The sequence below is a fragment of the Antarcticibacterium sp. 1MA-6-2 genome (assembly GCF_021535135.1).
Lineage (GTDB): Bacteria > Bacteroidota > Bacteroidia > Flavobacteriales > Flavobacteriaceae > Gillisia.
In genome coordinates this window covers 2,051,045-2,073,197 of record NZ_CP091036.1, presented here as the reverse complement: position 1 = coordinate 2,073,197, position 22,153 = coordinate 2,051,045, and the positions used below count along the sequence as shown (strand labels likewise).

28 protein-coding genes and 2 pseudogenes are annotated in these 22,153 nt (G+C 39.4%); 23 read left to right on the top strand and 7 right to left on the bottom strand.

The genetic code is table 11. From position 1 onward, the window contains the following. Positions 1 to 3 precede the first annotated feature (3 nt). Positions 4 to 201 (top strand): hypothetical protein, encoded by a 198-nt coding sequence (locus tag LZ575_RS10475; RefSeq protein ID WP_235330557.1) that lies wholly within the window; start codon positions 4 to 6, stop codon positions 199 to 201. Positions 202 to 464: 263 nt separating this feature from the next. Beyond that, entirely contained in the window at positions 465 to 977 is a 513-nt protein-coding gene (locus LZ575_RS10470) for a HEAT repeat domain-containing protein (RefSeq protein WP_235330556.1), read from the top strand. On the opposite strand, the gene LZ575_RS10465 is transcribed toward LZ575_RS10470, so the two are convergent. Further along, positions 963 to 1,490: a CIA30 family protein gene (locus LZ575_RS10465; RefSeq protein ID WP_235330555.1), complete on the bottom strand. Its 528-nt coding sequence runs from the start codon at positions 1,488 to 1,490 to the stop codon at positions 963 to 965. The genes LZ575_RS10470 and LZ575_RS10465 overlap by 15 nt on opposite strands. A 193-nt stretch (positions 1,491 to 1,683) precedes the next feature. Beyond that, positions 1,684 to 2,568, bottom strand: a complete 885-nt coding sequence (locus LZ575_RS10460) for a 2-hydroxyacid dehydrogenase (RefSeq protein WP_311196067.1) — start codon at positions 2,566 to 2,568, stop codon at positions 1,684 to 1,686. A gap of 205 nt (positions 2,569 to 2,773) precedes the next feature. Between LZ575_RS10460 and LZ575_RS10455 the strand changes: the two genes are divergently transcribed. The 7 genes from LZ575_RS10455 to LZ575_RS10425 all read left to right on the top strand — a co-directional run bounded on the left by LZ575_RS10455 (position 2,774) and on the right by LZ575_RS10425 (position 7,558). After that, positions 2,774 to 3,502 carry an ankyrin repeat domain-containing protein gene (locus tag LZ575_RS10455; RefSeq protein ID WP_235330554.1) on the top strand — a complete coding sequence of 243 codons (729 nt, stop codon included), beginning with the start codon at positions 2,774 to 2,776 and terminating at the stop codon, positions 3,500 to 3,502. Positions 3,503 to 3,555: 53 nt separating this feature from the next. Further along, a complete protein-coding gene (locus tag LZ575_RS10450; RefSeq protein ID WP_235330553.1) occupies positions 3,556 to 4,137 on the top strand; it encodes a hypothetical protein in 582 nt (193 codons plus the stop codon). A gap of 145 nt (positions 4,138 to 4,282) precedes the next feature. Continuing rightward, a complete protein-coding gene (locus LZ575_RS10445) occupies positions 4,283 to 5,194 on the top strand; it encodes a M23 family metallopeptidase (protein WP_235330552.1) in 912 nt (303 codons plus the stop codon). 334 nt (positions 5,195 to 5,528) lie between these two features. Then, positions 5,529 to 5,945, top strand: coding sequence for a DoxX family protein (locus LZ575_RS10440; protein ID WP_235330551.1), 417 nt, complete (start codon positions 5,529 to 5,531; stop codon positions 5,943 to 5,945). Positions 5,946 to 5,960: 15 nt separating this feature from the next. Further along, positions 5,961 to 6,386, top strand: a complete 426-nt coding sequence (locus tag LZ575_RS10435; RefSeq protein WP_235330550.1) for a VOC family protein — start codon at positions 5,961 to 5,963, stop codon at positions 6,384 to 6,386. Between the two features lie 176 nt (positions 6,387 to 6,562). Then, positions 6,563 to 6,949 (top strand): iron chaperone, encoded by a 387-nt coding sequence (locus LZ575_RS10430; RefSeq protein ID WP_235330549.1) that lies wholly within the window; start codon positions 6,563 to 6,565, stop codon positions 6,947 to 6,949. A gap of 147 nt (positions 6,950 to 7,096) precedes the next feature. Further along, positions 7,097 to 7,558: a nuclear transport factor 2 family protein gene (locus LZ575_RS10425; protein ID WP_235330548.1), complete on the top strand. Its 462-nt coding sequence runs from the start codon at positions 7,097 to 7,099 to the stop codon at positions 7,556 to 7,558. 78 nt (positions 7,559 to 7,636) lie between these two features. On the opposite strand, the gene LZ575_RS10420 is transcribed toward LZ575_RS10425, so the two are convergent. Next, positions 7,637 to 8,059, bottom strand: a complete 423-nt coding sequence (locus LZ575_RS10420; RefSeq protein ID WP_235330547.1) for a DUF2141 domain-containing protein — start codon at positions 8,057 to 8,059, stop codon at positions 7,637 to 7,639. Positions 8,060 to 8,368: 309 nt separating this feature from the next. On the opposite strand from LZ575_RS10420, the gene LZ575_RS10415 reads away from it, so the two are divergent. The 11 genes and pseudogenes from LZ575_RS10415 to LZ575_RS10375 all read left to right on the top strand — a co-directional run bounded on the left by LZ575_RS10415 (position 8,369) and on the right by LZ575_RS10375 (position 14,570). Further along, positions 8,369 to 9,283, top strand: coding sequence for an ion channel (locus tag LZ575_RS10415; RefSeq protein ID WP_235330546.1), 915 nt, complete (start codon positions 8,369 to 8,371; stop codon positions 9,281 to 9,283). After that, positions 9,267 to 9,467: a hypothetical protein gene (locus LZ575_RS10410; protein WP_235330545.1), complete on the top strand. Its 201-nt coding sequence runs from the start codon at positions 9,267 to 9,269 to the stop codon at positions 9,465 to 9,467. Before LZ575_RS10415 ends, LZ575_RS10410 begins: the two co-directional genes overlap by 17 nt. A 190-nt stretch (positions 9,468 to 9,657) precedes the next feature. Beyond that, positions 9,658 to 9,795 (top strand): hypothetical protein, encoded by a 138-nt coding sequence (locus LZ575_RS10405; protein WP_235330544.1) that lies wholly within the window; start codon positions 9,658 to 9,660, stop codon positions 9,793 to 9,795. Continuing rightward, on the top strand, positions 9,762 to 10,061 hold the full coding sequence (locus LZ575_RS10400; protein WP_311196107.1) for a PH domain-containing protein: 300 nt from the start codon (positions 9,762 to 9,764) through the stop codon (positions 10,059 to 10,061). Before LZ575_RS10405 ends, LZ575_RS10400 begins: the two co-directional genes overlap by 34 nt. A gap of 4 nt (positions 10,062 to 10,065) precedes the next feature. Next, complete coding sequence (locus LZ575_RS24280; protein WP_409187213.1) at positions 10,066 to 10,260, top strand: SHOCT domain-containing protein; 195 nt, start codon at positions 10,066 to 10,068, stop codon at positions 10,258 to 10,260. 406 nt (positions 10,261 to 10,666) lie between these two features. Next, on the top strand, positions 10,667 to 11,803 hold the full coding sequence (locus LZ575_RS10395; RefSeq protein ID WP_235330543.1) for an App1 family protein: 1,137 nt from the start codon (positions 10,667 to 10,669) through the stop codon (positions 11,801 to 11,803). Continuing rightward, the gene (locus tag LZ575_RS23590) at positions 11,800 to 11,934 is read left to right on the top strand and encodes a hypothetical protein (protein ID WP_311196066.1); all 135 of its coding nucleotides are present in this window, start codon (positions 11,800 to 11,802) and stop codon (positions 11,932 to 11,934) included. Before LZ575_RS10395 ends, LZ575_RS23590 begins: the two co-directional genes overlap by 4 nt. Next, positions 11,935 to 12,312: a DinB family protein gene (locus LZ575_RS10390; protein ID WP_311196106.1), complete on the top strand. Its 378-nt coding sequence runs from the start codon at positions 11,935 to 11,937 to the stop codon at positions 12,310 to 12,312. Between the two features lie 111 nt (positions 12,313 to 12,423). Next, positions 12,424 to 13,551: pseudogene (locus LZ575_RS10385) on the top strand (cation:proton antiporter); the annotation flags it as partial. 24 nt (positions 13,552 to 13,575) lie between these two features. Then, entirely contained in the window at positions 13,576 to 14,142 is a 567-nt protein-coding gene (locus LZ575_RS10380; RefSeq protein WP_235330712.1) for a universal stress protein, read from the top strand. A 14-nt stretch (positions 14,143 to 14,156) separates the two neighbouring features. After that, complete coding sequence (locus tag LZ575_RS10375) at positions 14,157 to 14,570, top strand: hypothetical protein (protein ID WP_235330542.1); 414 nt, start codon at positions 14,157 to 14,159, stop codon at positions 14,568 to 14,570. A 104-nt stretch (positions 14,571 to 14,674) separates the two neighbouring features. On the opposite strand, the gene LZ575_RS10370 is transcribed toward LZ575_RS10375, so the two are convergent. From LZ575_RS10370 to LZ575_RS10355, 4 genes and pseudogenes are all read right to left on the bottom strand, one after another. Beyond that, complete coding sequence (locus LZ575_RS10370; RefSeq protein WP_235330541.1) at positions 14,675 to 15,124, bottom strand: universal stress protein; 450 nt, start codon at positions 15,122 to 15,124, stop codon at positions 14,675 to 14,677. Positions 15,125 to 15,144: 20 nt separating this feature from the next. After that, positions 15,145 to 16,062 carry a glyoxylate/hydroxypyruvate reductase A gene (locus LZ575_RS10365; RefSeq protein ID WP_235330540.1) on the bottom strand — a complete coding sequence of 306 codons (918 nt, stop codon included), beginning with the start codon at positions 16,060 to 16,062 and terminating at the stop codon, positions 15,145 to 15,147. Between the two features lie 19 nt (positions 16,063 to 16,081). Next, positions 16,082 to 17,450, bottom strand: a pseudogene (locus LZ575_RS10360) (acyl-CoA dehydrogenase family protein). Between the two features lie 132 nt (positions 17,451 to 17,582). Next, complete coding sequence (locus LZ575_RS10355; RefSeq protein WP_235330539.1) at positions 17,583 to 20,159, bottom strand: DUF3857 domain-containing protein; 2,577 nt, start codon at positions 20,157 to 20,159, stop codon at positions 17,583 to 17,585. A gap of 193 nt (positions 20,160 to 20,352) precedes the next feature. On the opposite strand from LZ575_RS10355, the gene LZ575_RS10350 reads away from it, so the two are divergent. The 3 genes from LZ575_RS10350 to LZ575_RS10345 are packed head-to-tail and all read left to right on the top strand — an operon-like array spanning position 20,353 to position 22,016. Next, positions 20,353 to 21,090: an SRPBCC family protein gene (locus tag LZ575_RS10350; protein WP_235330538.1), complete on the top strand. Its 738-nt coding sequence runs from the start codon at positions 20,353 to 20,355 to the stop codon at positions 21,088 to 21,090. Next, entirely contained in the window at positions 21,053 to 21,433 is a 381-nt protein-coding gene (locus tag LZ575_RS23585; RefSeq protein WP_311196143.1) for an SDR family NAD(P)-dependent oxidoreductase, read from the top strand. Before LZ575_RS10350 ends, LZ575_RS23585 begins: the two co-directional genes overlap by 38 nt. After that, positions 21,396 to 22,016: an SDR family oxidoreductase gene (locus LZ575_RS10345; RefSeq protein ID WP_311196065.1), complete on the top strand. Its 621-nt coding sequence runs from the start codon at positions 21,396 to 21,398 to the stop codon at positions 22,014 to 22,016. Before LZ575_RS23585 ends, LZ575_RS10345 begins: the two co-directional genes overlap by 38 nt. The last annotated feature ends 137 nt before the right edge of the window (positions 22,017 to 22,153 follow it).

Below are 22,153 nucleotides of genomic sequence, written 5' to 3'. Positions count from 1 at the left end.
GGTATGGAATTAAACATCTTCTATTTGGACTATTCTGCTTTATCTCCGTGTGTATCTACGGTCATAGTGCAGAAATTAAAGTCACAGCAACAACCAGTGCCGTTACCTAGCTATAGTGTAAAAACTACCAAAATTGAAGAGCTGAAAAATATTGACTGGGATGCGTTGGAGGATCTTTTTAAAGATAACGAGAACGATTAGGTAGTAAAGTTTGTCTTTGAGTATGATAACACATCAGAAAAAAGAAATTCAAAGCCTGATATTAAGAATTTCAAGTTTGAAGTCTCCGGTACTACTGAAGAACTTCCGGGTTTAATTGAAAAATCAAAACGAACAATTTTAAAAATTTCAGAAATAAACGAATCATATAATTAAAGGACATTTCGGAAGTGCTGCCAAAGTCAGAAATAATGCATTTCAAATATTTTCAATCTCTACTTTCAGCTTAATTTAAATTTAAATCGTTGAAAACACTTACCAGAATTCTTCTCGTTTCATTCGCTTCCATTTTGATGATTAGTTGTCATTTTGATGTTAAGGTAGACAGTTATACGAAAACTATGGAGACCAGATCAACTGCCGATTCAGAATTAGCAGAAATTGTTCGAAATGAAAAAGATCCGGAAGTAAGAAAACAGGCACTTAGCAAAATCACTTTTGATCCTATCCTTACGGAAATAGCAAAGACTGATAAAGATCCCGAAATTCGAAAACTGGCTGTTAGTAAAATCACCTTCGGTCCCAGTTTGACAGATATTGCAAAGAGCGATAAGGACCCGGAAGTACGGAAACTTGCTGTGAGTAAAATCACTTTTGATCCAAGTTTAACTGATATAGCTAAGACCGATAAAGATCCCGAGGTAAGGAAAATGGCTGTGAGTCAAATGAATTTTAGTCCCAGCCTTAAAGACATAGCAAAGACAGACAAAGACCCGGAGGTAAGGAAAGCAGCCATTAAAAGATTAGCCGGGCTGTAACTCTATTTTATCAATTTCAAGCTTAAAATTTTCAGCTTTTCCATTGCCAATAAAAAATCGGATCTCCTGGATCTTATCTGCGTTAAAATTTGGCAGGTCCAGCTTATTTCCGCGGTAGGTGGGTTTCATTTGGTTAAGAGGTATTTCTATCGTTTGCCAGTCTCCGGAAGTCTTAAAATCATATACATAGGAAGCTTTTTCTTCCAGATTTGCCTTTATTCTAAACTGATACTTTTTGCCATCCCCTTTTAGGCGGATGACTGCCCGATCATATCCTTTGATGTCCCGGGATGCAAAATGATTTTGCATAGAAGCAAATCCGCCGTTGTTTTCAAGGGAAACAAATCCTGTAAAGACTGCATTTCCCTCCGGGCTTCGAGTGAGTTCACTGGAGGATTTTCCTCCCATTACCACGTCATTCTCTATTTCCCAGGAAGACCAGTCAGAAGAGGCACTAAAATCATAGAGTAGTAAGCTGTTCATAAGTAAAACGTATAAAAACAGGGTTTTCATTAAATCAAATATTCTTTTAAGGTAGAATTTTCTCCCCTCTTCGCTGGTTAGACTGTTGTTAAACTTTAGTTTATGATTTTTGTTTTAAAGAACCTCATTCTCCAGTATTCCAGCATTTTGGAAACTGGCGATGTTAGAGAGGGTGACTTTGGAAATTTCCTGCATGGCCTCTTCAGTAAAAAAAGCCTGATGGCTAAGTAATTAGTACATTGTTAAAAGAGAGGAGACGCATAAATACATCGTCCTGTATCACCTTATCTGAAAGATCTTCAAAAAAGAGATCGGCTTCTTCTTCGTAAACATCTATTCCCAGATATTTTATTTGCTCGCTCTTTAAGCCATCAATAACTGCCTGAGTGTCCACTAGTGCGCCGCGGCTTGTATTTATAAGCATTACCCCTTTTTTCATTTTTGCAATGGAGGATTTGTTAATGATATGATGCGTTTGGGGAGTTAAGGGGCAGTGAAGGGAAACAATATCTGCCCTGGAATAAAGATTATCCAGGCTACTATATTCCACGCCAAGATTTTCAGCTTCCTCAGATTTTTCAAGGTCATATCCCAGGACTTTACAACCAAAGCCAAGTAGTATTTTTGCCGTGCACATACCAATTTTTCCGAGACCAATAAGGCCTACAGTCTTGCCGTTAAGATCAAAACCCATGAGTCCGTTTAAGGAAAAGTTTCCTTCTCTCACTCTGTTGTAAGCACGGTGGGTTTTTCGGTTAATGGTAAGAATTAAGGCCACAGTGTGTTCGGCTACAGAAAAGGGGGAATAAGCCAGTACTCTTGCTACCTTAATGCCGAGTTCTTTTGCTTTTGTAAGATCAACATGATTATAACCTGCACTCCTAAGGGCAATTAATTTTACTCCCTGACTGGCCAAAATTTCCAGCACCCCTGCATTTGCACTGTCATTCACGAAGATACAAACTGCGTCAAATCCTTTAGCCAGTACAGCGGTATGACGATTCAAAGGCTCATCTAAGAATTCAAGATGAAAATCGTGATTCTTATTTTGATTGTTGAAATATTTCCGGTCATAGGGTTTTGTACTAAAGAAAAGGATCTTCATCATAAAAGTTTTGATTTTAAATTTAAGAAAACCAACAGGAACAGGAATGTTTGATGGTTTTTAATTCCGAATTCAATTAAAAAAGTCATTGTATTTCAGCAGAATTTGATTTTTTTTCCGCAGTTGTAATTAACATAATTTTAATAGATTTGACGAGTACTCATACCATCGATTGTTCAAACTTTCGCAACCACTAAAAACCGGAGTAATGAAAAAAATAAGCTTCTTATTATTATTTATAGGTGCAACTATCTTAGGCTATGCTCAAAAGCTGTACAGAGCAGTTGAAGATGGAGATATTGATAAAGTAACCACATTATTAGCAAAAAATGCAGATGTTGCTGAATACAACAAAAAGGGTCTTTTTCCTTTGTGGCGTTCGGCTGCAGATAATAATTATGAAATTTCTGAACTTCTCATTAAAAGTGGAGCTGATGTTAACCAGAAAAACAAGGTGGCTCCGGGAAACTCAACCCCTATTCAAATTCCCTGTCAGGAAGGCTACTTTGAAATTGTAAGACTCCTCGTAAATAACGGAGCTGATGTGAATTTGAAAGGATACCTGGAGTTTACTCCAATTCGCGTAGCGGCTCAAAATGGCCACATGGATATTGTGAGGTTCCTGTCCGAAAATGGTGCAGAAATTGACACTAAAGCCCGGGATGGTGCTACTCCTCTGGAACACGCGGCCTCCAAAGGTCATTTTGAAATAGTGAAGTACATAGTTGAAAATGGAGCTGATGTAAATAACATTAATGCAGAAGGTGATTTTCCTATTGGTGAAGCTGCAAAAAGCGGACATCTTACCATAATTCAACTTTTAATTGATAATGGAGCTAACCTTTCTCTAAAAAATAATCAGGGAAAAAATGCCTTTGAACTGGCAAAAGAAAAAAATCAAACCAAAGCAGCTGATCTTATTAAGAAGTTTATTTAATTCCCACGACCTTGACCTGGTGGGATTATAGGTTTAACAATAATTTATTTCCAATGAATGTAATTTTTGTAGCACTTTTATTAATACTGGGGCCAATAGTTTCTGCACAAAACCTTCAGGAAGGACAAAAGAGATGGAGTACAGAATCCCCTTTAACTATTGATGATTTCCAAATCAAAATTAGCGATGAGAACAATGATCCTGTTTATAGCCAGTTTGTTATTTCTCATGCAATTAGTGGGTTCGACTTTTTGAAAAAGAATCTCAACCAGAAAATAGAAAATGTATTTTACGGGAATGCATCCTGGATAGACACTTCCATGGTAGAAAATACTCAAAAACAAGTAGAATTTCAGCAATTGCAGTTTGATCTTGCAGAGGTTCACACCCGTCAATTCCGAAAGCGGGTTCTGGAAAACAAGGGACAAATTGCCAAAGGATTTGGTATTATAAATCAAATAAGCGACGAAATTATGAGGGAACTATCTGAAAGTCGCCTGCAACTTGTAAAGGAAACAAAGAGCGGTTTAAACGAAGAGAAACTTGCAGAATGGAGAGAAAAAATCGCGAACGATCTTAAGGAACTGGAGGATTTTAGCTATGACAATAAAAAAGCAGTGAAATTGTCAAATTAATTTTTTTGTATCTAACTTGTAGTAATGCAATTTCAGGAAGTGAGATTGACTCTTATTATAAATGAGTAATTGACGGGATTATATAAATTTTATAGACCTGTTTTCAGTTCCTCCTGTTTAATTCTGAAAAAATTAATACTAAAGAATGATGGTAAAGAAAACTCTGTTTCTGTTTTTATTTTTTTTCAGTTTTGTACAGGCCCAGTTTGCACAGCAAACTAAAATGATCTTCAATAAGACAGAGGATATTGAGAAAGGAAGGGAACTTCAAAATCTGCTTGACAATAAACAGCTGGACAGTTTATGGAATTTGATGAGTGATAATTTCAAACAGGCTGTCAATGGAATAGATAATTTTAAACAGCTTTCCCTTTCCCTGGAATCCAAACTTGGAGCAAAGCTAAATATTTTGGATGAAGCCAGTTTTAGAGAGGCAGGAGCTGTTAGCTACTACGAGATAAGCCGCTTTGAAAATGCACCTTCGTTGACCTATAAGTGGGTTTGGCAGGATTCAATAATAGTAGGATTGTCCATTACTCCCACGCCGGAAGCTGCAGAATCTCAATACAACAACTATCAAACTAAAACTGAATTGTCTTTACCTTTCGAGGAAAACTGGTATACAGCCTGGGGAGGAGATGAAGCATATTTGAATAAACACATTCAATCTTCAAACCAAAAATTCGCTTTTGATTTCCTTAAAGCTGAAAACGGGGAAGTATTAAAGAACGGCCAGCGCAGTGAGAATTCTGATTTTTATGCTTTTGGTGCAAAAATTTTAGTTCCGGGAAAAGGAGTAGTGGTTAAAGTTTTAGACACAGTGCAGGATAACATATTGGGCAAGGTGAACGAGAAAGTACCCCCGGGAAACCACGTGGTTATTGATCATCAAAATGGTGAATATTCCTTTCTGGCACATTTTAAACAGGGATCAATAAAAGTTAAAGAGGGTGACAAAGTGGAGGCAGGGGATCTTTTAGGATTGGCGGGCAATAGCGGAAGAAGTGATGTCCCGCATCTGCATTATCACTTGCAGACCCAAATAGAATACAATTAGGGAGACGGATTACCAATTCAGTTTAGCGGCTACATTGAAAATGGGCAGTTTATAAAAAATTCCAGCCCCCGGAGAGGTTACATTGTTTCCAGGGAGTAATCCTCTGTCACAATTTTCTGTCAACAGCAGAAAAAGAATTATTTAAGTTTGCTTTACAGTACTTAAATTGAAAGTTCCGGAATTTGATGTCTTAAAATGATGTCATCAGATCGTATCATTTTTCTTTTTACCTCCCTATAAAATTTTCTTCTGTCGCAATTGCCCCTTCTTTTTGTCTCATCTCCCCATTTTTCATTTACTTATTTGAGGATATCTTTAGATAAATCTTCATCCCATGAAAACACGTAAAAAACAAAAGATCATTTTCTGGACGGCCACCGGATTTATTTTTCTTTTTGAAGGAGTTATGCCTGCCCTCACCTCTCAAACTGATCTGGCTAAAGAAGGGATCTCTCACCTTGGCTACCCCGAATATTTTGGTACAGCCCTTGTTATTTTTAAAGTTTTAGGTTCTATAGCCCTTGTAATCCCTAAAGTTCCAGCCCGGTTTATGGAGTGGGTATATGCGGGATTTACCTTTGATTTTATTTTTGCTTTCATCAGCCATTGGGCAGTTGACGGGGCCGGGATACAAACTTTTTTTCCGCTTGTGATTCTGGCAATTTTAATGGTCTCCTATGTTTACTACCATAAGTTAAAAGCTAAGCCTCAGGAGGAGGTGCCGCTTTCACTTCGAACAAATTCTGTATAAAATAAACCTAATACTATGAAAGTACATCCTTATCTAAATTTTGACGGTACAGCCGAAGAAGCATTTGATTTCTATAAATCGGTTTTTGGAGGAGAGTTCAAAGACAAAAACAGAATGAGCGAAGCGCCGGGAGGAGACAAACTACCCGAAGACGAAAAGAACCGCCTGATGCATATTTCCCTTCCCATTGGTAACGGAATTTTCCTGATGGCTTCAGATATTATTCCCTCTGCCGGACATAAACTGCAGGCGGGGAATCAGACTTATGTGCTGCTGGATATAAAAGACAAAGCAGAAGCAGATCGTCTTTTTAATGGCCTTTCTGAAGCCGGAGAAATTGAAATGGAAATGGCCGACACATTCTGGGGCGCCTACTTCGGAAGTTTTGCTGATAAGTATGGGATACGGTGGATGATAAACTGTGACCCGAATGCAGAATAATTTCAGAAAAAAAAATTTTCACAAGTTGCGGCAAAAGAAGTAATCCTGAAGTTTTATTCATGCAGATCAACTTTATAAGTAGAGAATTCCTGTAGCTCCCGGGGCTGCAGGAATTCTTTTTAAAAGTAACTTAAGGTGAAATTACATTTCTAAAGGAGAAAATTCACAAAATATCCATGAGTACAGTAGATCAAAAGCCTGAAAATATTGACGACTACATAGGAACCTTTCATGAAAATGTACAACAACTTTTGCAACAGGTGAGAGAGGCAATTCTCAAGGCAGCTCCCCAGGCACAAGAGGTCATTTCTTATGCCATACCTACTTATGTGCTGGCGGGGAATCTCGTACACTTTGCCGCCTTTAAAAACCACATAGGTTTCTATCCGGGTCCGTCGGCCATTGCTGAATTTAGACAAGAACTAACCAAGTACAAAGGGGCAAAAGGATCTGTGCAGTTTCCCCTGAAAGAACCTATTCCTTTTGAAACTATTTCTAAAATTGTCAAATTCAGGGTAGAGGAGAACCTCGCCAGAGCAAAAGCTAAGTCAGTAAAGAAATAGTTCTTTTACAATGCCTGCATAAAAAATTGCAGGATATAAAAGTCTTTCCTTTGAATAGCATTTTCTTATTTACTACTTTAGATTTTAGAGCTTTTTTTGCCATTTGTAAATTCTGAAAGTCCTGCTTTCCCATAAAAACGTTTCCCTATGAAAACTACTCTTCAACTATTCTTTTTAATGTTGCTCTCCGTTCCGGTAGTGGCCCAGAATTCCGTAGAAGATGAAGAACAGCAGATTAAAGATCTTATCACTAATTATTTTAATGATATTTTTTCCAAAAATGAACAGGATAAACTATCAGATTATCAAACGGAAGATTATTTGCTTCTCGAAAACGGTGAGGTTTGGGATACCGAAATAATTAAAGGATATATGGAGAAAGCTGCGGCAAGGGAAAGGTCACCGGAAAGGATCAATACATTTAAATTCATTGAGGTCAAAGTTTCCGGGGACTTGGCCTGGGCGGCTTATCACAACAATGCCGTTTTTAAAAGGGACGGGGAGAAACTTGGGGAAATGAACTGGCTTGAAAGTGCAACAGCCATTCGTACAAAGGACGGGTGGAAATTGCAAATGCTGCATTCTACGATTGTTAAAAAAGAAGAATAGATCGGTTGATAAGGAGTAAAACCAAATCTGAAATAATCCCCTAAAAAAAATTTTCAATACCTCGCTGAGATACTCCGCCTAAAAATGCCTTAAGCGGATCTTCTGCTTCACAGTTTCCCCGTTACTAATTTCAAATTTCGCATCCTTCCATTTAGGAGGGCCAAAATTTGCAGGAGCATCGTTAGAGGCTCCATAACCTTCTTTGGGAATTCCAAGGAAGTTTTTGGTGAGCTCATCATTTTTATCCTCATCGTGAATCAGGGTAATGGCGTAGGTGCCATCGGGAATATTAGTAAAAGTAAAGGTAGCTTTCCCCCCTGAAATTTTTACTTTTTCTCCTTTAAAGGGTGTTTCAAGAAAGGAAGCTTCGGTATTGTACAAGCCTAAAAGAACCAAACCTTTATCTGATTTAAAATTGTCAATTTCCACTTCAATAGAATTTTGAGCGTGCAGGTAAAGGGTTCCGAAAAGAAAAACAGGGATCAGCAGTAAGTTCTTCATTGTAAAAATTCTTATTTAAAGTGCATTTGCAAAAGCTGTTCCGCAATGGAAGAACTTAAGGAGCAAAATAACAGAAATAATTACAGGATCACGCGAATATTAGATGAAATATAACTTTTAATTGTGCTGTTAAGACAGTGTCAGGTGCTTCAATAGTTAATTCCTAACCTTCAGGTGGGTTCCTGGAAATGATTATAATTTGCTAACTTAGGGAAAGCAGGAGCAGCATTAAATCCATATTTCAGGAAAACTGCAATGGATCAGTTTAAAATAAACTTCAAGGAACCGCTAAAGGACAAGTAAAAATCTATGCTTAAAGGAAATCTTGGTAACCACCTAATCTTATTATTCTTATTCTGTAGTCAAACAGCTGTTTTCGGGCAACAGGACAGTCTTACTTCAGTAATAAACAAAGAGCTGGTGGTGGGAGTATATACTGAACCTCCTTATGTGATAAAGGGGAAGAACGGATCCTGGGATGGTATAAGTATAAGATTATGGCGAGGGATTGCAGAAGATATGGATCTTGATTACAGGTTTATGGAAGTTGAAAAAGGATCTCCGGCGGCCGAATTACAGCAGGGAGCAGACGTAATTCTTACCGGGAATGTAACTGCAGAAGCAGAGAATCAGGTGGATTTCAGTCACATCTATCACACTGCAGACCTGGGGTTGGCAAAACCTCAAACGACAAATCTTTCTGATATTGTCAAAGCCTTTTTTAGTGAACGTTTTTGGTATATCGCAGGTTCGCTTTCAATTTTGCTTCTAATCGTGGGAACAATTATTTATTTTATTGAAAGAAATCAAAATGAAGATCAATTTGGAGGGGAGAGGTCGGTTGCCAAAGGAATTGGCTCGGGCTTCTGGTGGGCTGGTGTTACGATGACTACAATTGGATATGGAGATAAAGCGCCTCAAACTTTTTTTGGACGTGCAGTGGCGCTCATTTGGATGTTGGTAGCTATGGGTGTAACCGCGGTGCTTACTGCCTCGCTGGTTTCTGCGGTAATGGGAGGATCGGGTAAAAATAAAATCAGTGTTCCTAATGATCTCAGGGATATGAAAATTGCCGCTGTGGAAAATTCTCCGGCTGCAGAATATCTCAATGCTGAGAGAGTTTCTTTTCACTCCTTTCCCGATATTCAAAAGGCTTTAGAGGCTACAAATAAAAATGATATTGACGCGGTGCTACATAGTGTACTTGATGAGATACCAAATTAACAATGCTTCAGATATTTCCCTGAAAGTTCAACCAGTAATGGTAGATCCTGATTATTACGCCCTGGCCTTTCCTGCCGGAAGCGACCTGAGGGAACCAGTGAATTTAGCCTTACTTCGAATAATTAAAACTCCGCTGTGGCAGCAGGAGTTAAACCGTTTTATTCCTGATAAATCAGGTAAATAGGCGCTGCAGGAGAATATCTTTATTGATCCTTGGCCAAAATCTCATTCACAAAAATTATCTTTAATATGCCCGAATGGAGTCATAAAAAGCTCTTTTTAGAGGACCGGGATTCCTGTGCAAAATTTGTAACTTTAGGACAAACGAGGAAGCCGCATTTTCCCATTAAACTTCCGAAGCAAAAACAGAAGGAATGAAAGAACTGAACAAATACCTGAATGAGTCCCAGGATCCAAAGACGGTGGAGAAAATTCACAGTACCGTTAGCGAATTACTCACTACCGGAGAAAATATTGAATATATAGCCGTGCAGAAAAACCATCGGCACTAAACATCTCTCCCGATTGCCTTGCTCTTACCAATAAGCGGGTAATTTTTTGCCGCCCCAGGAATTTAGGTCTTTCAATGGATTTTGACGATTACCTGTGGAAGGAAGTTGAAGATTGCCATATAAAAGAAGGCATTATGGGGGCGACTTTTACTCTTAATTCCGTAAAAGGATCGAGTATAGAAATAGATTATCTGCCGAAGGCGCAGGCGAGGATGCTTTACCGTTATGCCCAGGAACAGGAAGAAAAAATGACGGAATACCGCTAAGCAGCTGGAACTGGAAAATTCCCGGGCTAAAGCTAGCGGAGGTATAACAGTAAACACAGCATCTGAAGAAAAGAGACAACCTTCACCCGAAGAAGATCTTGTAGCAAGTCTTAGAAAGCTGAAGGCACTTCGGGAACAGGACCTGATAAGCCAGGAGGAGTTTGAAAAGAAAAAGGCGGAAATATTGGATAAACTGTAGTCCCTCCGGCCCCTGAAGGGAGCCTTTTAGTGGGAGATAAAGTTGGTCTGGAATCTTCGGGAAAGTATCAGCACTGGGACCACCCCGTCCTGCGGACACCCCTCCGGCGGAGGGGAATTATTCTTTGCGGGCTTTGCGGGTAACTTTGCGCCTTTGCGTGAAAAAATTGAGATCTGCGGCTTCTGTGGGAGGAGAAACAAGAAAAAATAAACAAGAGACAAGAGCCAAGAAGTTAGAGTATAGAGAAGAGAGAAGAGAAATTTTGAGGAATTAGTTCTGCGTAAATCTGCTTTTAATCTGCGACTTCTGCGGGAAAAGAACCAGCACCGGGGCCACCCCGTCCTGCGGACATCCCTCCGGCGGAGGGGAATTATTCTTTGAGGGCGGGAACAAGAAAAATAATTATATGAAAAATAACATTAAAGGCAATCTTAAAGAGGCCGTGGCACGGGTGGAACATCAATTATCTATGGCGAAGTTCACCGTTAAAGATAAAATGAACTGGCTCGAACCTGTTAAGATCTTTCCGTACCATGGCTTTGGAAATGAGAAGTATGTTTACATAAAGGGTCGTGTTCTTGAAAATGAAAAAGTAAGGGAAAAAGATCACGATGGCTCTAACTGGGAACATATTAAAGACACTTATAAAAGATTTGAGTCTGATGAAATTCCTTATATTAAAGTGAAAGGAAGTTTCGCCGGGCAGGAGAAGGAAGCAGAAACAGACGAAGAAGGTTTCTTTGAATTTGAATTTAAATTTGATTCGCCTATAGATTACGAGAAATACGGAAAGAAGATAAAGCTGGAACTGCTGGAAACGAAAACTGATGAGGACGAGAAGGAAGCGGAAGGAATAATTTTCGTTCCGGATAAAGACACAGAATTTGGAATAATTTCAGACATTGATGATACTGTTCTTGTTTCTGAGATCACTAATTTCCTGGCACGAATAAAATTGGCTCTTCTTCACGATGCCACCGAGAGAAGTCCTTTTCCCGGAATAGCTGCGTTCCTGCGGGCGCTTCAAAAAGGATATGATGACAAGGGTGTGAATCCGCTGTTTTTCGTGTCGGGTAGTGAATGGAATCTATATGATTTGCTGGTCAATTTCTTTAGATATCATGACGTTCCTGAAGATCCATTATTCCTAAAAGATAAGGGACTGAGCAGGCAGGAGGGCAGGATAGAAACCAAAGGGAGTGCACATAAAATTGAAAAAATCCGGCACGTTCTGGAGGCTTACCCCGACCTGAAGTTTATTTGCATAGGAGACAGTGGAGAAAAAGATCCCGAAACTTATTACCACGTTATGGAAGAATTTCCTGACAGGATCATAGGTATCTATATCAGGGATGTTTCCAAAGATGACAGAGATAATGAAGTGCAGGAAATAAAGAAAAAAGTGGAAGCTAAAGGAGCTGAAATGCTTCTGGTGGAAGAAACTTTGAGTGCTGCCAAACACGCTGCAACAATGAAGTGGATCAATGAGGATCAACTGGAGGAGATTCAGAAAGAATGTGAAAAAGATTCAAAAGGGAAATGAGCGAAAAACCTGAAGTCTGGCTACGCGGAAGAATAGAGGGAATACCAGATCTGCTTCAGCCTGTGGCTCACGCGCTGTTGCAGGCAAGGGAAGATATTCATGTTTATCTGAAAGATTTTCCTGAAGACTAGCTGTGGGAGAAACCTGCGGGGAGAGCTGCAGTAGGATTTCATCTTCAGCATTTAACCGGAGTTCTCGACAGGATGTTAACTTATGCTTCAGGAAAGGAACTTAGTGAAGAACAATTTTCAGCATTAAAAATGGAAGGTGATCCTTCCGCAGGAAATGATGTTTCAGGTTTTGTCGCTGCATTTGACAGAAAAGTGGATCACGCGTTGCAGGTACTTTCCAAAATAGAAAAATCGTCGCTTACAGAATTCCGGAGTGTTGGCAGGAAGAAATTACCATCTTCGGTAATCGGACTTCTTTTTCACGCTGCCGAACATACTCAGCGCCACGTTGGGCAACTTCTGGTAACAGCAAGCGTGGTTAAGGTACGGCCAAATTAATTATGCATTCGCCCTTTAAATTATTCCTCTGCTATTTCCATTATTGCAGTATCTTGGCACAGAACCGGAGAATATTTTTAAATACTATTTTTCACCTTTACTTCTTATAGAATGATACTGCTCAGCATTTTTGAGACTACATTGCCGCTTACAAATCCGGTGCTGAAATTTCTCCTGATCCTTGTGATCATTTTGGTCGCTCCCATTCTTCTGAATAAAATTAAGATTCCGCCACTTCTCGGTCTTATTATAGCAGGGGCTGTTATTGGACCTTATGGTTTTAACTTAATGGAGCGGGACAGTGGGATTATCTTATCTGGAACTGCAGGACTTTTGTACATTATGTTCCTGGCAGGGCTGGAAATCGATCTGGCCGACTTTAAGAAAAACAGCAAAAAGAGCATCATCTTTGGAATGTATACATTTTTTATCCCAATGACTTTAGGGATACTAACAGGTTTATATATTCTGCAATTTTCAATTTTCACTTCGGTACTGTTGGCAAGTATGTTCGCTTCCCATACACTTATTGCTTATCCCCTAATAAGTAAGCTGGGAGTGGCAAAGAACCGTGCAGTAAATATTACCGTAGGCGGGACAATGATTACCGATACCCTGGCGCTGCTTGTCCTGGCGGTGATAGTTGGAATGACAACAGGAGAGGTGAACACGCAGTTTTGGATTAGACTGGTAATTTCGCTAATAGTTTTTGGTCTCCTTGTGATGCTGCTATTCCCTGTCATAGGCCGCTGGTTTTTGAAGAGGTTCCACGACAGCGTGTCTCAATATATTTTTGTGCTCGCAATGGTATTCCTGGGAGCAGTTTTGGCAGAACTTGCGGGAATAGAGGCCATTATTGGTGCATTTCTTACGGGGCTTGCTTTAAACTAGCTCATCCCTCACACTTCTCCTTTAATGAACAGGATCGAATTTGTGGGTAATGCTATATTCATTCCATTTTTCCTGATAGGAGTTGGAATGTTGATTGATTACAGAGCTTTTTTTCAGGATTTTGAAACTATTAAAGTGGCGGGAGTAATGATCTTTGTTGCCACTTTTGCTAAATTTTCTGCAGCCTGGCTAACGCAAAAAACATACAATTTTACAACAGATGAACGAAGGCTGATATTTGGTCTTAGTAATGCCCAGGCCGCTGCAACGCTGGCAGCCGTGCTTGTGGGGTATAATATCATTCTCGATGTAGCGCCAGATGGGGAACCAATACGGCTACTCGACGAGAGTATCCTCAACGGTACAATTCTCATGATACTTTTCACCTGTACCATTGCATCTTTTGTCGCTCAAAAAGGAGCAAAAAATATAGCACTACAAGAAGCAGGAGAAAAGGGTGCAGAAGAATTAAACAGCCTGGAAAAAATTCTCATTCCTGTAAGTAATTCTGAAACCACCGAAGAACTGATCAACCTGGGAATTACAGTAAAATCAAGGAAGAACAAAAATGAGCTCTTTGCACTTAGTATTATTGACAATAGTACAACAGATGCCACTGCACATAAGAATGCCAGAAAAATTCTTCAAAAAGCAGCAATCGCAGCTTCGGCTACAGATAATTCCCTTCACCAACTTTTAAGGTACGATCAAAGTGTAACCCAGGGAATTGTTAGCGTAGTACGCGAACAGCAGATCACAGATCTTATTTTAGGCCTGCATATAAAAGAAGGAATTTCAGATTCTTTTCTTGGAAATCTCACAGAAAATATCTTAAGTAAAAGTAATACCACAACTCTTATTTATAAAGCAGTTCAGCCATTTGGGACAATTAAAAGACATATAATCCTGGTGCTTAAGCAAAGGCAGAAAAGGAAATAGGTTTTGCTTTTTGGTTGAGCAAGGTGTGGAACATCGCACGAAATTCGGGAGCAAAATTACTTTTTTATGGCTCAGAAGAAACGCTTCAGTTCATAAAGGAAATTCACGGGAAACATCCTGTTGAAGCCCAGTTTATTGAATTTGTAAATTTGGATGATTTCTTAATACTGTCGAGGGATGTGCAGAAGGATGATAACCTAATCATAATTCTCAGCCGTAAAGACAAAGAATCTTACCACAGCAATATGGCAAAAATTCCTGGTTACCTTAATGAATATTTTCGTGAAAACAGCTTTATTCTGGTTTATCCTATGCAGCTGGGAGTCGTAGACAGTACTGGCATTGATTACCGAAATCCTGCTATTCTCGAACCAATTGAAAAACTGGACGAGATAGGTAAGACTATTGGGAAAATGTTCCGGAGGTAAAAAAATAGCAAAGGAACTCCTGCTACCTTAATGAAAGATTTTAATAATAAAAATTCCGCCTTCGGAATTGATCAGATAATAACAAACAGTTCTAAACGCTGAAGTTAGTCCTCATCAATAGGAATTGCCAGTAAAGGTATTTCGGCTTTCTTAAGAAGTTCCAGGGAAACATTTTCTGAAAACAGGTCGTGGAAAAAACTATGTTTATGAGTACCAACGATAAGCAAATCGCTTTGTAGCTTTTTTGCCTCCTCCACAACTGTTTCTACAGTAGATCCCTGGATTAACAGTGCTTCCCGTTCGATGCTTTCGTCAAAAAAAGTGTCGCAAATGGTTTGCAGCTTCCGGTGTTCCTCCCGCAGTTCATCTGCCTTAACATCACGAACATATTGCGGGCCCACCTCAAAACCCACAAAATCAGGATTAGGTTCAGCCACATGTACTACCCAAACTTTAGCTTCAAATTTTAAAGCAAGAGCTTCAGCATAACTTAACAAATCACCTACAGTTTCATTAAAATCTATAGCTACAAGTATATTTTTTATCTCTCTCATATAAGTGCAATTATTTCAGCTTAATAACCCTTCTCCCGTCTTACTACATTATGAAGTTCTTCCCCTTCAGTCATTCTTTCGTAATTATCGACTATCTGTGGTACTACCTCTTTGGGATCTGTAACACTGGCAATATGTGGAGTAATGTAAATCTTTGGATTTTCCCAAAAAGGATGATCTTCAGGAAGAGGCTCTTTTCTAAAAACGTCCAATGCTGCACCACTTAAATGACCGCTGTTTACATAATTAAGAAGATCCTGTTCTACCAGATGCTCTCCCCGGGCCACATTTATTAAAAAGGCACCTTCCGGAAGTTTTTCAAACAAATCAGAATTTAAAATATTTTCAGTGTCAGGAGTCAGAGGAAGAAGACATACCAGCACATCAAGATTCTCCAGGAAATCCTCCAGTTCGTCAAGCTCATAACTTTTTACTCCCTCTAATTCTTTTTTGGACCTTGACCACCCCGAGACCTGAAAATCATTTTTTACCAGTTTCTCAGCTACTCCGCTTCCCAGCACTCCCAGGCCCATAATTCCTACACGAGTATCTTTGATCCTGATGTAACTTTTGGGTTTCCATTCTCTGCTGTTGTGGTGAAGCGAAAGGTTGCGCAAATGGTTTAAAATTAAAGCAAGTACAAAATCCCCCATATCTTCCCGAAGCTGCCCATCTACGATGCGGGTGATTTTTACATGTTCCGGAATCTCTGGATCACTGGTGATGTGGTCAACTCCTGCACCCATAGAAGCTACCACTTTCAGGTTTGGATAATTTTTGAATATTCCGCGAGGATGTTTCCAGGCAATGGCGTATTCAACTTCTTCTTTATCATGCTCTTCGGGATAAACGAAAACATTCATTCCCGGATGTTGATTTTTTAACTCATTTACCCATTTCTCCGGATTTCTTCCCGGGCTTATTACCAATACTGACATTAATTTTTATTTTTTCTGATTAATTCACAAAGGCACTATAGTCAGTAATTGCCCGACCTACAATGAGTGAATTTATTTCTTTTGTTCCTTCATAACTGTAAATTGCTTCGGCATCGGCCACAAAACGTGCAACGTCATACTCCAGAAGAATACCGTTGCCGCCCATTACTTCCCGAGCGCGACTTACAACATCCCTTGTTCTCATACTGCAATAAACTTTTGCCAGCGACGCATGCTCATCTGTAAGCAGATCCTGATCCTGCATTTCTGATAATCGGAAAACCAACGTTTGCATGGCGGTAAGGTTAGATAGCATCTCTACGAGATGATTTTGTATCAGCTGGTATGAAGCAATAGGTCTTCCAAACTGCTCCCTCTTTTGTGTGTACTTAAGGGCACTTTCATAAGCACCACGGGCACAACCCACGGCCTGCCAGGCTACACCTGCACGGGTCATTTTTAAAACTTTGGCTGTGTCTCTGAAAGAATCGGCATGTTTTAGCTAAGTCGCTTTCCGGTACTTTACAATCGGTGAGGGTGATAAGGGCATTCTGCACTATTCGCAGTGCCATCTTATCTTCCATTTTTTCGGCTTTATAACCCGGATTTTCTTTTCCTCTTACAAGGAATCCCTTTACGTCGTTTGTAGCTTCATCTCTTGCCCAGATGATAGTAACATCCGAAAAAGTAGCATTTCCAATCCATTTTTTCTGACCGTTCAGGATCCAGTTTTCTCCGTCAAACCTGCAGGTAGTTTCCATTCCTCCCGCGACACCCGATCCCACATTAGGTTCAGTAAGGCCAAAGGCTCCAATCTTCTCCAGTTTTTGCATTTGTGGCAGCCATTCTTCCTTTTGAGCTTCACTTCCGCAGAGATAAATTGAGCCCATAGCAAGACCACTGTGCACCCCGAAAAAAGTAGAAATCGAAACATCAACTCTCGCTATTTCCTGCGCAATAATACCTTCCATAAGAAAGGACATATTTGGGCAGCCGTAGCCTTCGTAGGGGATGCAAGTAATATTGAGTTTGGCAAATTTCTCAATGATCTCAAACGGAAATTTTGCGCGGTTCCAATGATCATTCACCAGCGGCCGCACCTCATCTTCCATAAAACTGCGAACCTTTAGCTGAACCTCCCGCTGTTCCGGTGTAAGCTTAAGGTCAAGATTGTAAAAATCTCCATCAATTGGAGGGAGATCATGTTGTCCTTTCCGGCGCTTGGTTTTCAGCATTTTCATCAAGCCTTTCATTTGATTTTCATCCAGGGAGCCCAAAGTTTTCATAGCTTCGGGGAGATCTATGGTCTGGCTGATCTTTGCCAGCTGGTCTAAATCAACAGCTTTTAATAAATTGATGGTGTTCCTTACTTTTCCGAAAAATGACATAGAAGAAGATTTAATTCATAAAGTTAGATATTAATGAAGTGGAACCTTGTTAAAGGTTTCTGAAACAATTACAGGCGAAGGAGTCCGGAGACTAAGATGCATCTGAAATCCAGGGAATTTCTGCTTAAATTATTATTGAGTAAGTATGGGCGCTTGTTCTTGCGGAGCAATTATTTTCTCCTCTTTAATAGTCCTGGTGAAGGTTTCCTCTACCCGGATAGAATATATGAAATACGGGATCCAGATTAAGCACCGTATTCCCTCCTTCACAAGATCTGTGAACATCTCCTGTTCCTCCACTCCTGTATATGCCAAAGGACTCAGCTGAGAAATGGCAAAAGTGTCCAGGGCTGTCATTATAAAAGTTACGGCGTAAAAAATAATTATAATACGGGGAGCAATAGTTCGCCTCCTGAAAAAGATGAGTGCTACAAAGAGGGAAAATATGAGGTAAGCTGAATTATAGATGAGTTCGCCAATAAGGAGAAGTCCCAGGTTGAAATTTTCTTCAATACTAAATAGAGTCTGCCACATTTCCCCGTTAAAGTATTGGGATGAATTTATTTCATACAGAACTAGAAATGGCGTGATTGCTAATCCTATGGCTACAATAATTAACCATCCCCCTATGCTTCTCTCTTTTCGGGGAGCAACTACAGAGGGGAGGTCATAGGTGTTGTAAATACGATAACAAAAATATCCCGTTCCTCCCATCGTCAAAAGTACCATGAATACTATCCACCAGCTGGTGGTAGCCGATTGAGAATTTTCATTAAAGAGAGTATTATAGCTTAATCCATATGCTAAATTTTCCTGAGCACGGGAATGTTCCTTCAGGTATGCAGGAAGATCTTCGGGAGCAATATGATCTGAAAGAGATTTGTATTCGTGAGTTAATTCCAGTTTCGCATTTTTATATTTTACATCGAAGGAATAAGTAAAATCTTTCGTGCCGTAAGTGCTACTTTCATTTTGGATGTTAAAGGCTTCCGGTACAAAAACGATCGTTTTATGAGTGATATCTACATCAGGATTGATGTAGTAAGGCATGTTTCTTTCTGTTGATTTAGTGGGAAAGAGATGTGTTCTTATGGAAAGAGGATTAAATTCAGCATACAATATTGTCGCATCTGTATCATCTTTAGTCCATAGGGAATCTATCCGATATTTTTCAAAAACAGTAAATTCATTTTTTAGCTTATCATCCTCAAAAGAAACCACTTCCTCTACTTTTATCCCGGGATATAATTCAGCATAAAAAGAAGTATATCCCTGCTGTACATTTTTTAGAGTAGATTCAGAAAACTCCTGTCTTTGGAAGTCAGATTCATTTCCTCGGTAAATGGTCTTTACTGTAAAATTAGCTCCCCCGCCTACGTCATCCAAAATGAATGTTTCGACTATATCTGTTTTGGAAGGTTTTGGTGAAGGTAATTTTGTAAGACCCTGGGATCCTGGTTTAAGGAGAAGTCCGTAACTATAATTCGGGAAATAAATATTACCAGGTTCTCCTCCCTGATCACTTATAGTTGGATCAATATAAACCAATTTGTTGTTTTCCAGCTGAATTTGAACAATACAGTGATCAAAAACATTTGGAGAAGGTAAGCTGTTTTCCAAATCCCGACCCGTTGATGAATTAACCAACATTGGATGTGCAGTTATCCCTTGCGCCTGTAGTAGTTCACTCAGCAAAAAAGATTTGTCTTTACAATCCCCGTATCTCCTGTTAAAAACCTCCAGAGGATAACTGGGCTTATGTGAATTCATCCCGTTTTCAAATCCTAAATAGCGAATTTCGTCCTGTACAAATTTGATGGTTTGGGTGATATTACCAGTTTCACCATTTTCAATATTAAGATATGGATAAGCTTTTTTACTTAGCGCAGTGCGAGCGTTTTTATCTATTCGGTAATGTTTTTCAAATTTATCTACTACTTCCTTCCAGTTCCTATATTGTGTAATTTCTACAGCGGGTGCAGCATCAAACCAGGCAGGAGTATTATCTTCATATTCAATAGCAGAAATTTTCTCCTTTTCCCATGAATATTTTGTCCTGTTTCCAATTGTGGAAATATGAGGGTTTTTAGCTCCTCTCAATAATTTATATTCCAAATTTTGATCGTTAGGAACGGTTACCGAAAAATTTATCCGGTTCATTGGGAATACATCCTGAAAATAAAATATTCGTTGATAATTTCCCTCGTATACAGGATTAGATCCCGAAATAGTGTAAGAATAGTTAATAATATCTCCAACTCGAACATCGGTTAAATTGGCAATAATGGTAAGACGGCCATCGTAGAGATAATTATCCATTCCAGCTTCTCTTTGAACTACCTGCAAAGATGCTGGCTGCATCTTATTAATTTCTTTTCCATCTCTCACAATGGCAATTTCGTGGAGGATTATTTGTTCGTATTCAGGATCGAAATCTATGGTTAGGTTTCCCATATCCTGAACTCCCTTTGTATTTAAAATTTTATAGGAGAATCTTTTGTAATACTCTTTAGTACCAACGTTATCCTGAATGTCTATAAGAAGAGAATAAAAACCTGAAGTTGCTGTTCCGGGAATAGTAGCGTCTGGATCTAATTTTGTTTCATCTATCCATTTGTTCGGCGTAGCATAACTAATATTCTTATGCTGCCCGAAAGTGTTAAGCGTGATCAGCAGAAATAAGAGAATGTATAAGCGAAAACAGAACATAGCTATGGATATTAGAAGAGCCAAATTAACATTTTATTAAGAACAGCAAAACCTTTTTTAGAATTTTGTTAATCAATAACAGCTTATGGCTTTTTCACAATTTTATGTAATAACATTAGCAAAAGTTTAGGAGTGAACTGCCCGCTATAACTAGTGGTATCTTTAATTTTATGGGAAACCAAAAAAAAGTAATATGGAAAATGCAGAATTTATCCGGAAAGGAGAGGCAGGGACAGTACACATTACCAATCCTGACAGCAATTTGTCTAATAACCGAACACTCGCAGCTGCAGGAGGAGCCTTTTTAGCTTTTCTTGGACTTAAAAGAGGCGGGTTTTTAGGAATTTTGGCCGCTGCAACAGGGGGAAGTCTCCTTTATAAAGGAGCCTCAGGAAAATGGCCCTGGGATGAGTTAGATCTCGATAGCAGTGCAAATACAGATATTGACATTTCAACAAGTGTAATTATAAATGAGCCACGGGAAGTTTTGTATGCCTACTGGAGAAAGCTTGAGAACCTTCCCAATTTTATGAAGCACCTGGAAGAGGTGGATGAGGTTACAAACAAACGCTCACAATGGAAAGCCAGAATTCCCGGCGGATTAGGGAATCTGGAGTGGGAAGCAGAGATCATACAGGAAGAAGAAAACAGCCTTCTTGCCTGGAGAGCCCTGCCGGACTCAGAGATTCAGAATTCGGGAGAGGTGAGATTTGAAGAAATTCCCGGCAGCATTGGCACAAGAGTAACTACCCGTATATCCTACAGGCCGCCTGCGGGAGAACTTGGAGAAATGGCTGCAAAAGTGCTCAATCCTTCCTTTAGTAAGATCATCAAACAAGATCTTCAAAGATTTAAAGATTTTGTTGAAACCGGAAATTACAAGAATCCTGCTTATGATTTATGGGAAGGTAGGAAACCATCTCAATTTTAACAAGGTAGAAATTGTACAACAACAAAAAGAAATGAAAATGAAAGAGGATAAAAATAAACAACAGGATCCACAAAAGAAATATGAACAACCTCCTTACCCCGGCCAGGAGCAGAAAGTTCCGGGAACAGAAAAGGAAATGTCTCCCAAAGCCGATCATGGAGAGAAATCTTACAAAGGCTCGGGTAAGCTGGAAGGTAAAAAAGCAATTATTACTTATGGTGATTCAGGAATTGGAAGGGCAGTGGCAATTGCATTTGCAAGAGAAGGTGCAGATGTTTTAATTTCTTACCTGAGCGAGGATGAAGATGCAAAAGAAACTGCAAAATATATTGAGGAAGCGTAAAAAGGCGGTTTTAGTTTCAGGAGACATTAGTGAAGAGGAGCACTGCAAAAAGATAATTGACAAAGCTGTTGAAGAGTTTGGCCGAATAGACATACTCGTTAATAATGCTGCGTTTCAAATGAGCCACGAATCTTTACAGGACATCCCAAGTGAGGAATGGGATTACACCTTCCGCACGAACATCTATGCTATGTTCTGGTTATGTAAAGCGGCAGAACCACATATGAAGCCGGGATCAACAATTGTCAACACTACTTCCATTAACGCTTATAAACCCAAACCAATATTACTGCCCTACGCAACTACAAAAGGAGCAATTCAAAACTTCACCGTAGGTCTTGGACAACTTTTAGCAGAAAAAGGCATAAGAGTAAATTGCGTGGCTCCGGGACCAGTATGGACTCCGTTAATACCATCTACAATGCCACAGGAGGAGGTGAAATCCTTTGGGAAGAACACTCCTATTGGACGGGCAGCACAACCTGCAGAACTCGCTCCGGCTTATGTGTTACTTGCTTCGGAAGGGTCCAGTTATATGACAGGATCTACAGTGCAGGTAACAGGAGGAACTCCAAGTATTTAAATTGATTTTTTTAATCGTTATGAAATGGTTGAAATGCTTGATTTTTATGACATTGGGAAGGAGTATTAGCAAAATTTTAGTACGATAAATTTTCTTTGGAGATAGATGAATCGTATCTTAAGATAAAGCATTTAAAA

Bases quoted from the DNA above. Each gene is read 5' to 3' on its own strand.
- LZ575_RS10475 (WP_235330557.1), top strand. From the start codon at position 4: ATGGAATTAAACATCTTCTATTTGGACTATTCTGCTTTATCTCCGTGT.
- LZ575_RS10465 (WP_235330555.1), bottom strand. From the start codon at position 1,490: ATGAAAACCCTGTTTTTATACGTTTTACTTATGAACAGCTTACTACTC.
- LZ575_RS10460 (WP_311196067.1), bottom strand. From the start codon at position 2,568: ATGATGAAGATCCTTTTCTTTAGTACAAAACCCTATGACCGGAAATAT.
- LZ575_RS10455 (WP_235330554.1), top strand. From the start codon at position 2,774: ATGAAAAAAATAAGCTTCTTATTATTATTTATAGGTGCAACTATCTTA.
- LZ575_RS10450 (WP_235330553.1), top strand. From the start codon at position 3,556: ATGAATGTAATTTTTGTAGCACTTTTATTAATACTGGGGCCAATAGTT.
- LZ575_RS10445 (WP_235330552.1), top strand. From the start codon at position 4,283: ATGATGGTAAAGAAAACTCTGTTTCTGTTTTTATTTTTTTTCAGTTTT.
- LZ575_RS10440 (WP_235330551.1), top strand. From the start codon at position 5,529: ATGAAAACACGTAAAAAACAAAAGATCATTTTCTGGACGGCCACCGGA.
- LZ575_RS10435 (WP_235330550.1), top strand. From the start codon at position 5,961: ATGAAAGTACATCCTTATCTAAATTTTGACGGTACAGCCGAAGAAGCA.
- LZ575_RS10430 (WP_235330549.1), top strand. From the start codon at position 6,563: ATGAGTACAGTAGATCAAAAGCCTGAAAATATTGACGACTACATAGGA.
- LZ575_RS10425 (WP_235330548.1), top strand. From the start codon at position 7,097: ATGAAAACTACTCTTCAACTATTCTTTTTAATGTTGCTCTCCGTTCCG.
- LZ575_RS10420 (WP_235330547.1), bottom strand. From the start codon at position 8,059: ATGAAGAACTTACTGCTGATCCCTGTTTTTCTTTTCGGAACCCTTTAC.
- LZ575_RS10415 (WP_235330546.1), top strand. From the start codon at position 8,369: ATGCTTAAAGGAAATCTTGGTAACCACCTAATCTTATTATTCTTATTC.
- LZ575_RS10410 (WP_235330545.1), top strand. From the start codon at position 9,267: ATGAGATACCAAATTAACAATGCTTCAGATATTTCCCTGAAAGTTCAA.
- LZ575_RS10405 (WP_235330544.1), top strand. From the start codon at position 9,658: ATGAAAGAACTGAACAAATACCTGAATGAGTCCCAGGATCCAAAGACG.
- LZ575_RS10395 (WP_235330543.1), top strand. From the start codon at position 10,667: ATGAAAAATAACATTAAAGGCAATCTTAAAGAGGCCGTGGCACGGGTG.
- LZ575_RS23590 (WP_311196066.1), top strand. From the start codon at position 11,800: ATGAGCGAAAAACCTGAAGTCTGGCTACGCGGAAGAATAGAGGGAATA.
- LZ575_RS10380 (WP_235330712.1), top strand. From the start codon at position 13,576: ATGATACTTTTCACCTGTACCATTGCATCTTTTGTCGCTCAAAAAGGA.
- LZ575_RS10370 (WP_235330541.1), bottom strand. From the start codon at position 15,124: ATGAGAGAGATAAAAAATATACTTGTAGCTATAGATTTTAATGAAACT.
- LZ575_RS10365 (WP_235330540.1), bottom strand. From the start codon at position 16,062: ATGTCAGTATTGGTAATAAGCCCGGGAAGAAATCCGGAGAAATGGGTA.
- LZ575_RS10355 (WP_235330539.1), bottom strand. From the start codon at position 20,159: ATGTTCTGTTTTCGCTTATACATTCTCTTATTTCTGCTGATCACGCTT.
- LZ575_RS10350 (WP_235330538.1), top strand. From the start codon at position 20,353: ATGGAAAATGCAGAATTTATCCGGAAAGGAGAGGCAGGGACAGTACAC.
- LZ575_RS23585 (WP_311196143.1), top strand. From the start codon at position 21,053: ATGATTTATGGGAAGGTAGGAAACCATCTCAATTTTAACAAGGTAGAA.
- LZ575_RS10345 (WP_311196065.1), top strand. From the start codon at position 21,396: ATGCAAAAGAAACTGCAAAATATATTGAGGAAGCGTAAAAAGGCGGTT.